Genomic DNA, 14,237 nt, shown 5'->3' on the forward strand with positions numbered 1-14,237 from the left:
CGCCCTGGGGCGACGGCGGAAAAATTCGCCCTCCACGCCGGCCCTCTCTGGAGGTCCGGCGGCAGGATTACTTGCGGTCGATCTTGGGATCGAGCGCGTCGCGCAGACCGTCGCCCAACAGGTTGAAGGCCAACACCGTCAGGAAGATCGCCAGCGCCGGGAAGATGGCCACGTGCGGAGCGATCACCATGTCGGCGCGCGCCTCGTTCAGCATCGCGCCCCACTCCGGCGTGGGAGGCGATGCGCCCATGCCCAGGAAGGACAGGCTGGCCGCGGTGATGATCGAGGTGCCGATACGCATCGTGCCATACACCACGATGGGCGAGATCGTGCCGGGCAGGATGTGGCGCATGATGATGGTCCAGTCGGACGCGCCCACGCTCTTGACCGCCTCGACGTAGGTCATCTGCTTGATCGACAGGGTGTTGCCGCGCACCAGGCGGGCAAACGCCGGCACGCTGAACACGGCCACGGCCACGATCACATTGATCATGCTGGAACCCAGGATCGCGACCACGCCAATGGCCAGCAACATGCCGGGGAACGCCAGCAGCACGTCGGAGATGCGCATCGTGATGCGTTCCCACCAGCCTTCGTAGTAGCCCGCCATCAGACCCATGAAGGTGCCGACGATGGCGCCCATGGCGACCGACAGGAAGCCTGCCGCCAGCGAGATGCGCGCGCCCATGATGATGCGGCTGAAGATGTCGCGGCCCAACGAGTCCACGCCCAGCCAGTGGGTGGTGGAAGGCCCGGCGTTCAGGGCGTCGTAGTCGAAGAAGTTCTCCGCGTCGAACGGCACGATCCACGGCGCGAAGATCGCGACCACGACGAGCAGCAGGACGAAGAGGCCCGCGCCGACGGCGAGCTTCTGCTTCTTGAATTTGCGCCAGAACTCGGTGGCGGGCGTGCGCACGTCGCTCTTGGGAGCGGCGGCGATGGTCGTGGCGGGTGTCGTATTGCTCATGGCCGCCTCACTTGTAACGGATGCTGGGATTGATGACGCCATAGAGCACGTCGACAATCAGGTTGATCAGGATGAATTCCAGCGAGAACAGCAGCACCAGGCCCTGGATCACCGGATAGTCGCGCTGGGTCACGGCGTCCACCAGCAGGCGGCCGAGGCCGGGCCAGTTGAACACGGTCTCGACCACGATCGAGCCGCCCAGCAGGAAGCCGAACTGCAGGCCCATCATCGTGACGACGGGGATCAGCGCGTTGCGCAGCGCGTGCTTGATCACGACGCGGCGCTCGGTCAGGCCCTTGGCGCGGGCAGTCCGCACGAAGTCTTCCTGGATGACTTCCACGAAGGAAGCCCGGGTGAAGCGCGCCATCACGGCGGCCACGGCGGCGCCCAGCGTGATGGACGGAAGTATGTAGTGTTGCCAGGTCGAGGCGCCCACGGTAGGCAGCCAACCCAGATTCACGGAGAAAACCTGCATCAGCATCATGCCCAGCGCGAACGCGGGGAACGAGATGCCGGACACCGCCAGCGTCATGCCGAGACGGTCGGGCCAGCGATTGCGCCATACCGCCGACACGATGCCGATGATCATGCCGAAGCTCACTGACCACACCATGCTGGCGAGCGTGAGCCACAGGGTAGGCATGAAACGGTCGGCGATTTCGGTCGAGACGGGGCGCTTGGTACGCAAGGAGGTACCCAGGTCGCCTTGCAGCATGTGGCTGAAGTAGCGCACGAACTGCTGCGGCAGAGGCAGATCCAGCCCAAGTTCCTTGCGCACGAGCTCGACGGTTTGCTGGTCGGCCTCCTGGCCCGCGGCCAGTCGCGCCGGGTCGCCCGGAAGCATGTGCACAAACAGGAACACGACCACGGCTACCAGCAGCAGCGTGGGGATCATGCCCAGAAGACGTTTGACGATGTAGGTCAGCATTGAAATTCCTGCAACATCGGCGGGGGCACCGCGCCCCCGCCGTATGTGGCCTTACAGGGGCACGCAGGCCCCGAGAGTTACCGCCAGATTTACTGCTTCAGATCGATGTCGCCGAACCAGAACGAGGTGTCCGGTTCAACGTACACGCCCGACAGGTTCTTCGACTTCACGTACAGGTTGTTCTGGGTCACCAGGAAGGCCCACGGGGCGTCCTTCCAGATGGTTTCCTGAACGTTCTTGTAGATTTCCGTCTTCTTGGCGCGGTCGGTCGTGGCCAGGGCCAGCTGGATGCCGTCGTCCACCGACTTGTTCGAGTAGTACGACACGTTGTTCAGTACCGGCGGGAACGCGGCGGTGGTCAGCAGCGGACGCAGGCCCCAGTCGGCTTCGCCGGTCGAGGACGACCAGCCGGCGTAGTACATGCGGACCTTGGCGTCTTCAGGCTTTTGCACCTGTTGGACGCGCTGCACGCGCTGGCCCGATTCCAGCACTTCGACCGACACCTTGATGCCGACTTGCGCCAGTTGCTGCTGCAGGAACTGGACCACCTTCACCGAGGTGCCGTCGTTATAGGCGGACCACAGCTGGCTTTCGAAACCGTTGGGGTAGCCGGCTTCAGCCAGCAGGGCCTTGGCCTTCTTGATGTCGTAGGGCCACGGACCCGTCTTGTACGCGAAGTCCACGCCTTGCGGCACGACGCCGTCGACGATGGTGGCGTAGCCCGAGAAAGCGACCTTGGCCAGGGCTTCCTTGTTGATGGCGTAGTTGATGGCTTCACGCACCTTGACGTTGTCGAACGGCTTTTGCTGCGTGTTCATCGACAGGTAGCGGGCCATGATCGAGTTCTGGTGATCGACCACGTCCAGCTTGTCGTTCTTCTTCAGCACGGCGGCTTGCTCGAACGGCACCGGGAAGGCGAACTGCGCCTCGCCCGTCTGCACCACGGCGGCGCGGGTGTTGTTGTCCGTCACGGTGCGGAAGGTCAGGGTGTCGACCTTGGGGTAGCCCTTCTTCCAGTAGCCGTCGAACTTCTTGACCTTCAGGTATTCAGCCGGCTTCCATTCGACGAATTCAAAGGGACCGGTGCCCACGGGGTGGAAGCCGATTTCCTTGCCGTACTTGGCCAGCGCGGCGGGCGAGATCATCATGGCGGCCGGGTGGGCCAGCGCGTTGATGAAGGCCGAGAACGGCTTCTTCAGCGTGATCTTGATGGTCATCGGGTCGACCACTTCGGTCTTGTCGATGACGCTGAACTGGATGTAGCGCGACAGGCGGTTTTCCGGATTGGCCGGACGGTCGAAGTTGATCTTGACGGCTTCGGCGTTGAAATCGGTGCCGTCATGGAACTTGACGCCGGGACGCAGCGTGAACGTGTAGACCAGGCCGTCTTCGCTGACGGTGTAGTCGGTGGCCAGCACCTTCTGGACCTTCAGGTCCTTGTCGAATTCGAACAGGCCTTCGTAGTAGGCCTTGCCGGCCGCCTGGTTCAGCGTGCTGTTGGTGTTGTACGGATCGAGCGTTTCCAGCGCGATGGAGACGGCGAACGTCACGTCCTTGGCGGCATGCGCCAACGGCGAAGCAAGCACGCCAAAGGCCAGCGCGGCGGCGGCCATCAGTTTGGTGGGGCGCAGAACTTTCATCATTGCAACTCCTGGTTCCGTAAGGAATTAGGGGGTTTGGTGGAAAAAAAACAAATACGACAACTGACTCAATACGCTCCGCCGACCGGATGGCGGGCGACGAAGTGATCCGTTCCGACCTGCACCAGCGGCTGCACCACCGGCTCGTCGCCGAGCTTGCGGATGGGGCTGGGGATTTCGTCGGACAACAGCGTGCGCTTCATGTGACGGCGGGCCGGATCGGCGATCGGCACGGCGGACATCAGCTTCTTGGTGTAAGGGTGCTGCGGATTCTCGAAAATGGCGCGGCGCGGGCCGATCTCGACGATCTGGCCCAGGTACATGACGGCCACGCGGTGGCTGACGCGTTCGACCACGGCCATGTCGTGCGAAATGAACAGGAAGGAAATGCCCATGTCGCGCTGCAGGTCGATCAGCAGGTTCACGATCTGCGCCTGGATCGACACGTCCAGCGCCGACACCGATTCGTCCGCGATCACGACCTTGGGGTTCAGGGCCAGGGCGCGCGCAATGCAGATGCGCTGGCGTTGGCCGCCCGAGAATTCGTGTGGGTAGCGCTGCGCCATTTCCGCCGGCAGGCCCACGCGCTCCAGCAGTTCGGCCACGCGGCGCTCGGCGTCGCGGCCACGGGCCACGCCGTGCACCAGCAGCGGCTCCATGATGGAGAAGCCGACCGTCACGCGCGGATCCAGCGAAGCGAACGGGTCCTGGAACACGAACTGGATGTCGCGGCGCAGGGACTGCAGTTCGGTGTTCTTCAGACGCACGATGTCGCGGCCGCCGAAGCGGATCTCGCCGCCCTGGCTATCGACCAGGCGCAGCAGCGAACGGCCGGTGGTGGACTTGCCGCAACCGGATTCGCCCACCAGCGACAGCGTTTCGCCGGGGAACAGGTCGAAGCTGACCTGCTCCACCGCGTGCACGCGGCGCTGCACGCGGCTCATGATGCCGCCGCGCAGGTCGAAGCGGGTGACCAGCTTGCGCACGCTCAGGATGGGTTCGCGCTTGGCGTCCGGCGCGGGCTGCGCGCTGACGACGGCGGCCGCGGGCTGGGCCTGGCCTTCGGCCTGCAGCAGCGGAAAGCGCGCGGGCAGGTCGGTGCCCTGCATGGCGCCCAGCTTCGGCACAGCGGACAGAAGCGCCTTGGTATAGCGGTGCTGCGGCGTAGCGAATACCTGCTCGGACGGGCCTTCCTCGACCTTGTCGCCGCGGTACATGACCAGCACGCGGTCGGCCACTTCCGCGACCACGCCCATGTCGTGGGTGATGAACACCACGCCCATGTGCATTTCTTCCTGCAGCTGACGGATCAGTTGCAGGATCTGCGCCTGGATGGTGACGTCCAGCGCGGTGGTGGGTTCGTCGGCGATCAGCAGCGCCGGCTTGCAGGCCAGCGCCATGGCGATCATCACGCGCTGGCGCATGCCGCCCGACAATTGGTGCGGATAGCGGTCCAGCACCGACTTGGCTTCCGGAATGCGCACCTGCTCCAGCATGCGCAGCGCCTCGGCGCGAGCGGCCGCGGCGTCCTTGCCCTGGTGCTGGCGGATCGATTCGGCGATCTGGTCGCCGGCCGTGAAGACCGGGTTCAAGGAGGTCATCGGCTCCTGGAAGATCATGGCCATGTCGGCGCCGCGCACATTGCGCATGACGCGTTGGCTGGATCCCGCCAGGTCGATCACGGAGCCGTTGCGCCGCCGCAGGGCCATGCTGCCCTGGGCGATGCGCCCGCCGCCATGCTCCACCAGACGCATGAGCGCCAGGGACGTCACCGATTTGCCCGAACCCGATTCGCCCACGATGGCCAGGGTCTCGCCCCGGTCCACATGGAACGACAGATTGCGCACGGCTTCGACCGTGCGCTCCGATCCCACGAAGCGCACCGTCAGGTCGTCGACCTGGACCACGCGGTTTTCCGGCAGCGCCAGGCTGTTTGCGCGATCAACCATCTCTTTGATTCCCCAAATACTGAAAAAACGAACCCGCCGACGCTTATCGGTAGATAGCGGTGACAGGCTTCTCGCCGACTCGGGCGTAACCCCGATACATGCCTTCCGTGTTGAACGGCAAGGCCACATTGCCCTGGGCGTCGACGGCCACCAGGCCGCCCTTGCCGTCGATGGTGGGCAGCTTTTCATGCACGACACGGTCGGCGGCCGCTTCCAGCGACGCGCCGCAATATTCCATCTGGGCCGCCACGTCATAGGCGGCGACCATGCGGATGAACATTTCGCCGGTGCCCGTGGTGGACACCGCGCAGGTCTTGTTGCTGGCATAGGTGCCGGCGCCGATCAGCGGCGCGTCGCCCACGCGGCCGACCTGCTTGTTGGTAATGCCGCCGGTCGAGGTGGCCGCGGCCAGGTTGCCCTGGGCGTCCACCGCCACCGCGCCCACCGTGCCGAATTTCTTGTCGGCGTCCAGCGGATCGGCCGGCGCCGGCTGGCCGCGCGCGACCAGCGCCTGGCCGTCGTGGTCCAGCACCGCCGCTTCCGGCGTTTCACGCTGCACGCGCAGCAGCTGTTCGCGGCGGGCTTCGGTGGAGAAGTAGGAAGGATCGACCAGCTCCACGCCCTGCTCCTTGGCATAGGCTTCGGCGCCCTCGCCCACGAAGAACACGTGCTTGCTGTTTTCCATGACCTTGCGCGCGGCGAACACCGGATTGCGCACGCGGTGCACGCCGGCGATCGCGCCCGAGCGCAGCGTGGCGCCGTCCATGATGGCGGCGTCCAGCTCATGGGTGGCGGCGCTGGTGAACACGGCCTGGCCGGCGGTCAGGATGGATTCCAGCGCGCTCAGGTACTCCAGTTCTTTTTCGGGCGACATGGCCGCGCGGGACATCGCGCCGGCGCCACCGTGAATCGCGATCACGGGTTGAATCATCGTTTACCTACTCCATGGATGAGCCACGGCATGACGGACTGGGTCACCCCAGCGGCCGCCGCGACGGAATTCTTGGCCCGATAGGCCACCGCCGACGACAGGGCTTCTATCAGCCCCAGCGCGGCGGTTTCGGAATTGGGAATCAGCTGGCGCGCGGAATACGCGTACAGCACCACGGAAGCCGTGGGCGCCAGCGGGGACGTGGGCTTGTCGGTCAGCACCAGCACCGGCACGCCGGCCTGCTTGGCCGCGCCGGCCAGCGTCACCGTGTCGGCCAGGTAGCGCGGAAAAGCGATGGCGATCACCAGGTCCTTGGCGGTCATGCGCGCCATCTGGCGCGCCGCATTCGACACCCCGCCGGGACCGGCCAGCGATTCAACGGAATGCAGGTGCATGCACAGGCCGCGCTGCAAGAGGCCGGCCAGGAAGCCGCTGGCGCCGAAGCCGATGATGAAAACGCGCTCGGCGGCCAGAATGGCCTCCACCGCCCGCTCGCAGGCGCCAGCGTCCAAGGACTGCAGATTGCGCTGGGCGTTGCGGATGTCTTCTTCCAGCGTGGCGGCGAAGATCTGCACGGCGCTGGCGGAATGCGCCAACTCGGTACGCAGCTTTTCCACCGGTTCCAGCGCGGCCTCGAAACCGCGCGCCAACTCGGCGCGGAACTGCGGATAGCCCGGCAGGTCCAGGGCGCGCGCGAAACGGTTGGCAGTCGCCACCGACACCCCCACCGCCGCGGCGAACTCGTCGATGGTCATGGTGGCGACGCGGAACTGGTGCGCCAGCACGTACTCGGCCATCTTGTGCTGGGTACGGCTCAGCGCGGGCTGGGCCCGGGCGATCCGGTCAGCAATCGTGAGTGCGGCCTTGGTCATCGATTTGGGGGCGGTGTAGCGGAGGTTTATGTAAATCTGTTTACAGGCAAATTTTAGATAAGAAAATAGATTTTCATACTAAGGGTATACCCGTGAATATATGTAACAGTGCATCAAATAAAACGGGGCCGGTTTGCGTTACGCTAAGGCCCGCCCGCATGGACGTCCTCACACCGGGCGCCGACGACGGGACGCCCTGCTCCCACGCCACACCGGATTGACGCTATGCCCGATTGGATCTGCAAGCCGCACCAGGAACTGACCGTGACCGAGTTCTACGCGATCCTGCGGCTGCGCACGGAAGTCTTTGTCATTGAACAGAATTGCATCTTCCAGGACATGGACGGCAAGGATCTGATCGGCCAGACCTCGCACCTGATGGCCTGGCAGGACGGCAAGCTCGCCGCCTATTGCCGCATCCTGGATCCGTCGCTGAAGGACGGCCAGATCGAGATCGGACGCGTCGTCACGGCGCCATGGACGCGCGGCCAGGGCCTGGGCCACGAGCTGATCCGCCACGCGATGCAGGAAGTGCGCCTGCGCTGGCCCGGCCGCGCCATGTATCTGGGCGCGCAGGCCCGCCTGCGCAACTACTACGGCGGACACGGCTTCGTGCAGGTCACCGAGGAATACATCGAGGACGGCATCCCGCACGTGGGGATGCGGCTGGACGAAGTGGCATAAAAAAACGCCCCGGAGGGGCGTTTTTCATGAGTGCGGCGCAAGGATTACTTGACTGCCGACACGTCCAGCTTGGCTTGCGTCTTGGACTTGATCTCGTCGACCGTCACGCCCGGCGCCGTTTCCAGCAGCTTGAGGCCATTTTCGGTGACTTCCATCACGCCCAGATCGGTGATGATCAGGTCGACCACGCCCACGCCCGTCAGCGGCAGGTTGCATTCGGACAGCAGCTTGACGTCCTCGGTGCCGTCCTTCTTCTTGGCCACGTGCTCCATCAGGACCACGACGCGGCCCACGCCCGCCACCAGGTCCATGGCGCCGCCCATGCCCTTGACCATCTTGCCCGGAATCATCCAGTTGGCCAGGTCGCCCTTTTCGGAGACCTGCATGGCGCCAAGAATCGCCAGGTTGATCTTGCCGCCGCGGATCATCGCGAACGAATCCGCCGACGAGAAGATCGAGGAGCCGGGCAAGGTCGTGACCGTCTGCTTGCCTGCGTTGATGAGGTCGGCGTCGACTTCATCATCGGTGGGGAACGGGCCGATGCCCAGCAGGCCGTTCTCGGATTGCAGCCACACTTCCATGCCCTTGGGCACGTGGTTGGCCACCAGGGTCGGCAAGCCGATGCCCAGGTTCACATAAAAGCCGTCTTGCAGCTCGCGCGCGGCGCGCGCCGCCATTTCATCGCGGGACCATGCCATGTCTGTTCTCCTTAGGCCGGGCGAGTGGTGCGTTGTTCGATGCGCTTTTCGGGCGTGGCGTTCAGCACGATCCGTTGCACATAGATGCCGGGCAAGTGGATCTGATCGGGATCCAGGCTGCCGGTATCAACGATTTCCTCGACTTCGACCACCGTGAACTTGCCCGCCATGGCGACGTTCGGATTGAAGTTGCGGGCGGTCTTGCGGAATACCAGGTTGCCGCTGCGGTCGGCGATGTGCGCCTTGACCAGCGACACGTCGGGCACCAGCGAACGCTCCATCACGTACTGATGGCCGTCGAACTCGCGGATCTCCTTGCCGTCGGCCACGATGGTGCCCACGCCGGTGCGGGTGAAGAAGGCCGGAATGCCGGCGCCGCCGGCGCGCAGCTTTTCGGCCAGCGTACCCTGCGGCGTGAACTCGAGCTCGAGTTCGCCGGACAGGAACTGGCGTTCGAATTCCTTGTTCTCGCCCACGTAGGACGCGATCATCTTGCGGACCTGGCGCGTATTGAGCAGCTGGCCCAGGCCGAAGCCGTCCACGCCCGCGTTATTGCTGATGCAAGTGAGGTCCTTGACGCCCGAATCGCGCAGCGCGGCGATCAGGGCCTCGGGAATGCCGCAAAGGCCGAAACCGCCCACGGCGATCATCTGGCCGTCCTTGACGATGCCTGCCAGCGCCTCCTGGGCGCTTGCAAAAACCTTGTCCATCGCTCCAACTCCTAGTTAAGGTCTAACCGAAGAGGGCGCGGCTGCCGGCGCCGCTTCCAGCAACACCGTCCGGCGCCCTGTGCGGCTGGCGCCGAGGGTGGCGCGCCCTTATTGCTTTTTTTGATTTTGCGCTAGATTTTACCGGCATGGCCGGCCAAAGCACGCGCTATTTTGGCCGGCGCCGATTCAAGCCGCGGGCTTGAACATGGCGCCCAGTTTGGACAGCACCTCATGCGGCCACGGGGCGGACGCATTGGCCACATAGTCCATCCAGACTAGCACGTTGCGCGCGCGGGCATAAGGACCGTCCTCGTCGCCCGCCTTCTCCAGCAGCAATTCGAATTCCGCGCTGCTGCGGCCGATGCGCATGAGCTTGTGCGTCACGAGCACATTGGCGGGATAGGTCAGGGGCCGCAGGAAATCGCAGGACGCATGCGCCAGGATAAGCCCCTGATCGGCGGGCAGCGCAAAACCCGCGCCATAGAGTATCTGTATCCGCGCCTCTTCCATGAGGCGGAAGTACATCGCGTTGTTCAGATGGTTCAGAGGGTCCGAATCGCCCCACCGCAAGGGCAGTTCGACCTGATGGATATCTCCCACGGCCAAGGTCCGCGCTGAGGTTTTGTCCGCGTTCACCAATTACTCCAGATGGCTAAAAGAAATACGAAGGCATACATGACCTCCGCCTGCAATACAATCGCCGATAATACTTCCAGCCAAATATGGAATACATACGGGGAGCTTTGCAATGTCTGAACGCGAGTCGATGGAATATGACGTGGTCGTGGTTGGCGGTGGACCCGCTGGCCTGGCCACTGCTATCCGTCTTAAGCAGCTGGCCGCTGAAAAGAATCAGGAAATCGGCGTCTGCGTACTTGAAAAGGGCGCGGAACTGGGTGCGCACATCCTGTCCGGCGCCGTCATGGACCCGCTGGCGCTGACCGAGCTCATCCCCGACTGGAAGGAAAAAGGCGCCCCGCTGAACGTGCCGGTCACGCATGACAAGTTCATGTTCCTGTCCGAGACCGGCTCGCGCACCACGCCCAACTGGCTGCTGCCGCCCTGTTTCCACAACGAAGGCAACTACATCGTCCGCCTGGGCGACGTCGTCAAATGGATGGGCGAACAGGCCGAGGCGCTGGGCGTGGACATCTTCCCCGGCTTCGCGGCCGTGGAACTGCTGTACGACGAAAACGGCGCCGTTCGCGGCGTGGCCACCGGCGACATGGGCGTGGCCCGCGACGGCTCGCACACCGACCACTACCAGCCCGGCATGGAGCTGCACGCCCGCTACACGGTGTTCGCCGAAGGCGCGCGCGGCCAGCTGGGCCGCCAGCTGATCGAACGCTACAAGCTGGACGACGGCCGCAATCCGCAGTCCTACGGCATCGGCATCAAGGAAATGTGGGAAGTCGATCCGGCCCAGTCCAAGCCCGGCCTGGTCATCCATACCGGCGGCTGGCCGCTGGACTCCGATACCTACGGCGGCTCGTTCCTCTACCACCTGGACAACAACCTGGTGGCGGTGGGCATGGTCGTGGGCCTGGACTATGCCAACCCCTGGCTGTCGCCGTTCGATGAATTCCAGCGCTACAAGACGCACCCCGCCATCCGCGGCACTTTCGAAGGCGGCAAGCGCATCGCCTACGGCGCTCGCGCCATCACCGCGGGCGGCCTGCTGGCCCTGCCCAAGCTGACCTTCCCGGGCGGCGTACTGGTCGGCTGCGAGGCCGGCTTCCTCAACGCCTCGCGTATCAAGGGCAGCCACGCCGCCATCAAATCCGGCAAGCTGGCTGCCGAAGCCGCGTTCGACGCGCTGGTCGCCGACCGCCGCCAGGACGAACTGGCCGCCTATCCCGCGGCCTTCGAAGCGTCCTGGCTGCATGCGGAACTGAACAAGGCGCGCAACTTCAAGCAGTGGTTCAAGAAGGGCCGCACCATCGCCACCGTGATGACCGGCGTCGAACAGCTGCTGCTCAAGGGCAAGATGCCCTGGAGCCTGCGCCACAACAAGCCCGACCACGCCTGTCTGCAACCCGCATCGCAGTGCGCGCGCATCGACTATCCCAAGCCCGACGGCAAGCTCACTTTCGACAAGCTCAGCTCGGTGTTCATCTCGAACACCAACCATGACGAGAACGAGCCCATCCACCTGACGCTGAAGGATCCGTCGATACCGGTGCAGGTCAACCTGGCCAAATATGGCGGCCCGGAATCGCGCTACTGCCCGGCAGGCGTGTACGAATTCGTCAAGGACGACCATGGCGAAGACCGCCTGCAGATCAATGCCCAGAACTGCGTGCACTGCAAGACCTGCGACATCAAGGACCCGACCCAGAACATCGTCTGGGTGGCCCCGCAAGGCGGCGAAGGGCCAGTCTACAGCGGCATGTAAAACAACCGGACGCCAGCGCCCGGCCACCAAAGGCGCCCCGCGGGGCGCTTTTTTTTCGACAGCAGGACTATCCCATGACCGAACGCGTACTCTTCATCGGCTGCGGCGACCTGGGCCAGCGCGCGGCCCGGCACTTCCTGGCGCGCGGCGATGAAGTCTTCGCGCTGCGCCGCAATCCGCCGGCCGCAAACGCGGATGGCATCCGCTGGCTGCAGGGCGATATCTCCCACATTGACGGGTTGCCTCCCCTGCCCGATGGCGTCACGCGGCTCATCCACCTGCCCGCGCCCGGCGCGCGCGAAGCCGCCGCCTACCGCGCGGTTTTCGTCGACGGCCTGAAGCACGTGCTGGACGCGCTGGACACTACACAGCTCAAGCGCATCGTGTTCATCTCGTCCAGCGCGGTTTACGGCGAACACGAGGGTGGCTGGGTCGACGAAGACACGCCGCCCGCGCCGCTGGGCGTCAATGGCCGCATCCTGCTCGAGGCCGAAGCCGCGCTGGCGGCGCGCGGCTTGCCTTCGACCGCCTTGCGGCTGGCGGGGCTGTACGGCCCCGGACGCCTGCAGTTGATCGAACGCCTGCGCCAAGGCGCGGCAGGCGCGCCGAGCTCTCCCGAACACTGGGCCAACCGTATCCATATCGACGACGCCGCGGCGGCCGTGGTTCACTTGGCGCTGCTGCCCGATGCCGCGCCCGTCTACATAGGCTGCGACGACACGCCCCTGCCCCTGCATGAGCTGTATGCCGACCTGGCCAGGCTGATCGGCGCGCCTGCGCCGCGCGAGGCGCCGGCGCCGGCCAACGTCGGCAGCAAGAAGCTCAGCAACGCCCGCCTGCGCGCCAGCGGTCTCAGGCTGCAATGGCCGGACTCGCGGCAGGGCTATGCCGCGCTGCTGGCGGCGTCCGGCAACGGCCCGAATACGCCGCAGGCATAGTTCGGCGCGCATCGAATCGTGGCCGCCAGGACTGGCGGATACTGGCGGCCGGATCCACTACCGGCCATCGCCATGCATCCTGCCCATCCCCTGCAGGCGGTCACTCACCCCGACCCCTACCCGTATTACGCCGCGCTGGCGCGCGAGCGGCCGCTCTATCGCGAGCCGACGCTGGACCTGTGGGTCGCCAGCCATCCGGACACGATAGCGGCCATCATGCAGCACCCCGCCGCGCGCGTGCGCCCCGTGGCGGAGCCCGTGCCCAACGGCCTGTGCCCAGGTCCGGCGGGCGAGTTGTTCGGCCGCTTCGTGCGCATGAACGACAGCGCAACGCACACGCAGATGAAGACCCTGCTGGGCGCCTACATCCACGAACAAGCGGCACAGTCCTGTACGGCCGTGTGGCCGGATCCCGGGCCGCTGGACGCCGCGGCCGTCGACCGCTACCTGAGCGCCGCGCCGGTGCATGCGCAAGCCGCCTTCCTGGGACTGCCGCCGGACCTGTACGCGGATTGCGCCGCCGACATCGCGGCGTTTCTGTCGGCGCTGCCCGCCACGGCCACGGCGGAGCGCGTCAAAGCGGGACACACCGCCGCGATGCGCCTGCAGGCACGCCTGGAGTCCCATCTGCAAACCGCCGACGCCGCGCCGGCCTTGCGCAGGCTGCGCGAAGACGGCGCGCGGGCGGGCATCGCGCCCGCGCTGCTGGCCGCCAATCTGGCCGGCTTGCTGTTCCAGTCCTGCGAGGCGGGCGCGGGCCTGCTGGGCAACGCAATCATCCTGGCCGGACGGCGCGGCCTGCGCGCGGACCTCAGCGACGATGCGGCGCTGGCACTGGTGGATGAAGTCGAACGCAGCGACCCGCCGCTGCACAACACGCGCCGCTTTCTCGCCGCTGGCATCGACGTCGGCGGCCAACGCATCGAAGCCGGCCAGACCGTGCTGCTGGTGCTGGCCGCGGCCGCCACGGCGCAGCCCGAGGCGCATTGGACTTTCGGCGCATTCGGGCACGCCTGCCCCGGCCGCCTGCCCGCCCGCCAGCACGCGGCGGGCGCGCTCGTCCGGCTGCTGCGCGCGGGCCTGGACGCCGCCGCGCTGGCGACCCGATTCCGCTACCGGCCGCTGCCCAACGCGCGCGTGCCGCAGTTTGATTTTTCCGAGGAACAAGCACCATGATCGCAGTGATATTCGAAGTCGAACCCGCCCACGGCGACCCCAATCCCTATCTGCACATCGCCGCCGGCCTGATCGATGAACTGAAAGCCATCGACGGCTTCATCTCGGTCGAGCGCTTCCAGAGCCTGACCGATCCGGGCAAGCTGCTGTCGCTGTCGTTCTGGCGCGACGAAGAGGCGGTCCAGCGCTGGCGCACACTGGAGTCGCACCGCCGGGCCCAGGACGCCGGGCGCGGCGGCGTCTTCGCCAACTACCGCCTGCGCGTGGCGCAGGTGCTGCGCGACTACGGCATGGACCAACGCGACGCGGCGCCGGCCGACAGCCGCGCGCGGCACGGCTGAGGCCCGCG

General features: G+C 65.6%; 14 protein-coding genes. 5 read left to right on the forward strand and 9 right to left on the reverse strand.

Annotated elements, in window-relative coordinates; all coding sequences use genetic code 11:
* Positions 1-67 precede the first annotated feature (67 nt).
* The 6 genes from gsiD to FOC84_RS04595 form a co-directional block, all read right to left on the reverse strand.
* The gene (gsiD, locus tag FOC84_RS04570; RefSeq protein ID WP_173143375.1) at positions 68-967 is read right to left on the reverse strand and encodes a glutathione ABC transporter permease GsiD; all 900 of its coding nucleotides are present in this window, start codon (positions 965-967) and stop codon (positions 68-70) included.
* A gap of 7 nt (positions 968-974) precedes the next feature.
* Positions 975-1,895 carry a glutathione ABC transporter permease GsiC gene (gsiC, locus tag FOC84_RS04575; protein ID WP_057284822.1) on the reverse strand — a complete coding sequence of 307 codons (921 nt, stop codon included), beginning with the start codon at positions 1,893-1,895 and terminating at the stop codon, positions 975-977.
* 89 nt (positions 1,896-1,984) lie between these two features.
* A complete protein-coding gene (gene gsiB / locus FOC84_RS04580) occupies positions 1,985-3,538 on the reverse strand; it encodes a glutathione ABC transporter substrate-binding protein GsiB (RefSeq protein WP_173143376.1) in 1,554 nt (517 codons plus the stop codon).
* Positions 3,539-3,603: 65 nt separating this feature from the next.
* Positions 3,604-5,484 (reverse strand): dipeptide ABC transporter ATP-binding protein, encoded by a 1,881-nt coding sequence (locus tag FOC84_RS04585; protein WP_173143377.1) that lies wholly within the window; start codon positions 5,482-5,484, stop codon positions 3,604-3,606.
* A 43-nt stretch (positions 5,485-5,527) separates the two neighbouring features.
* Positions 5,528-6,415, reverse strand: coding sequence for an isoaspartyl peptidase/L-asparaginase family protein (locus tag FOC84_RS04590; RefSeq protein WP_173143378.1), 888 nt, complete (start codon positions 6,413-6,415; stop codon positions 5,528-5,530).
* The gene (locus tag FOC84_RS04595) at positions 6,412-7,287 is read right to left on the reverse strand and encodes a MurR/RpiR family transcriptional regulator (RefSeq protein ID WP_088139083.1); all 876 of its coding nucleotides are present in this window, start codon (positions 7,285-7,287) and stop codon (positions 6,412-6,414) included. The genes FOC84_RS04590 and FOC84_RS04595 overlap by 4 nt, the downstream gene beginning before the upstream one ends.
* Positions 7,288-7,512: 225 nt before the next feature.
* Here FOC84_RS04595 and FOC84_RS04600 point away from each other — a divergent pair, with 225 nt between their 5' ends.
* On the forward strand, positions 7,513-7,971 hold the full coding sequence (locus FOC84_RS04600; protein ID WP_173143379.1) for a GNAT family N-acetyltransferase: 459 nt from the start codon (positions 7,513-7,515) through the stop codon (positions 7,969-7,971).
* A 44-nt stretch (positions 7,972-8,015) separates the two neighbouring features.
* Here the strand turns inward: FOC84_RS04600 and FOC84_RS04605 are convergent, their stop codons facing one another.
* From FOC84_RS04605 to FOC84_RS04615, 3 genes are all read right to left on the reverse strand, one after another.
* Positions 8,016-8,669 (reverse strand): CoA transferase subunit B, encoded by a 654-nt coding sequence (locus tag FOC84_RS04605; protein WP_173143380.1) that lies wholly within the window; start codon positions 8,667-8,669, stop codon positions 8,016-8,018.
* Positions 8,670-8,680: 11 nt separating this feature from the next.
* Complete coding sequence (locus FOC84_RS04610; protein ID WP_088139081.1) at positions 8,681-9,379, reverse strand: CoA transferase subunit A; 699 nt, start codon at positions 9,377-9,379, stop codon at positions 8,681-8,683.
* A 186-nt stretch (positions 9,380-9,565) separates the two neighbouring features.
* Complete coding sequence (locus FOC84_RS04615) at positions 9,566-10,015, reverse strand: acyl-CoA thioesterase (protein ID WP_173143381.1); 450 nt, start codon at positions 10,013-10,015, stop codon at positions 9,566-9,568.
* Positions 10,016-10,127: 112 nt separating this feature from the next.
* Here FOC84_RS04615 and FOC84_RS04620 point away from each other — a divergent pair, with 112 nt between their 5' ends.
* The 4 genes from FOC84_RS04620 (at position 10,128) to FOC84_RS04635 (ending at position 14,229) form a co-directional block, all read left to right on the forward strand.
* Positions 10,128-11,774: an electron transfer flavoprotein-ubiquinone oxidoreductase gene (locus tag FOC84_RS04620; RefSeq protein WP_173143382.1), complete on the forward strand. Its 1,647-nt coding sequence runs from the start codon at positions 10,128-10,130 to the stop codon at positions 11,772-11,774.
* A gap of 74 nt (positions 11,775-11,848) precedes the next feature.
* Positions 11,849-12,712 (forward strand): NAD-dependent epimerase/dehydratase family protein, encoded by an 864-nt coding sequence (locus tag FOC84_RS04625; RefSeq protein ID WP_173143383.1) that lies wholly within the window; start codon positions 11,849-11,851, stop codon positions 12,710-12,712.
* 72 nt (positions 12,713-12,784) lie between these two features.
* On the forward strand, positions 12,785-13,888 hold the full coding sequence (locus FOC84_RS04630) for a cytochrome (RefSeq protein ID WP_173143384.1): 1,104 nt from the start codon (positions 12,785-12,787) through the stop codon (positions 13,886-13,888).
* Positions 13,885-14,229: an antibiotic biosynthesis monooxygenase family protein gene (locus FOC84_RS04635; RefSeq protein ID WP_173143385.1), complete on the forward strand. Its 345-nt coding sequence runs from the start codon at positions 13,885-13,887 to the stop codon at positions 14,227-14,229. Before FOC84_RS04630 ends, FOC84_RS04635 begins: the two co-directional genes overlap by 4 nt.
* The last annotated feature ends 8 nt before the right edge of the window (positions 14,230-14,237 follow it).

Source organism: Achromobacter pestifer, assembly GCF_013267355.1.
Lineage (GTDB): Bacteria > Pseudomonadota > Gammaproteobacteria > Burkholderiales > Burkholderiaceae_B > Achromobacter > Achromobacter pestifer_A.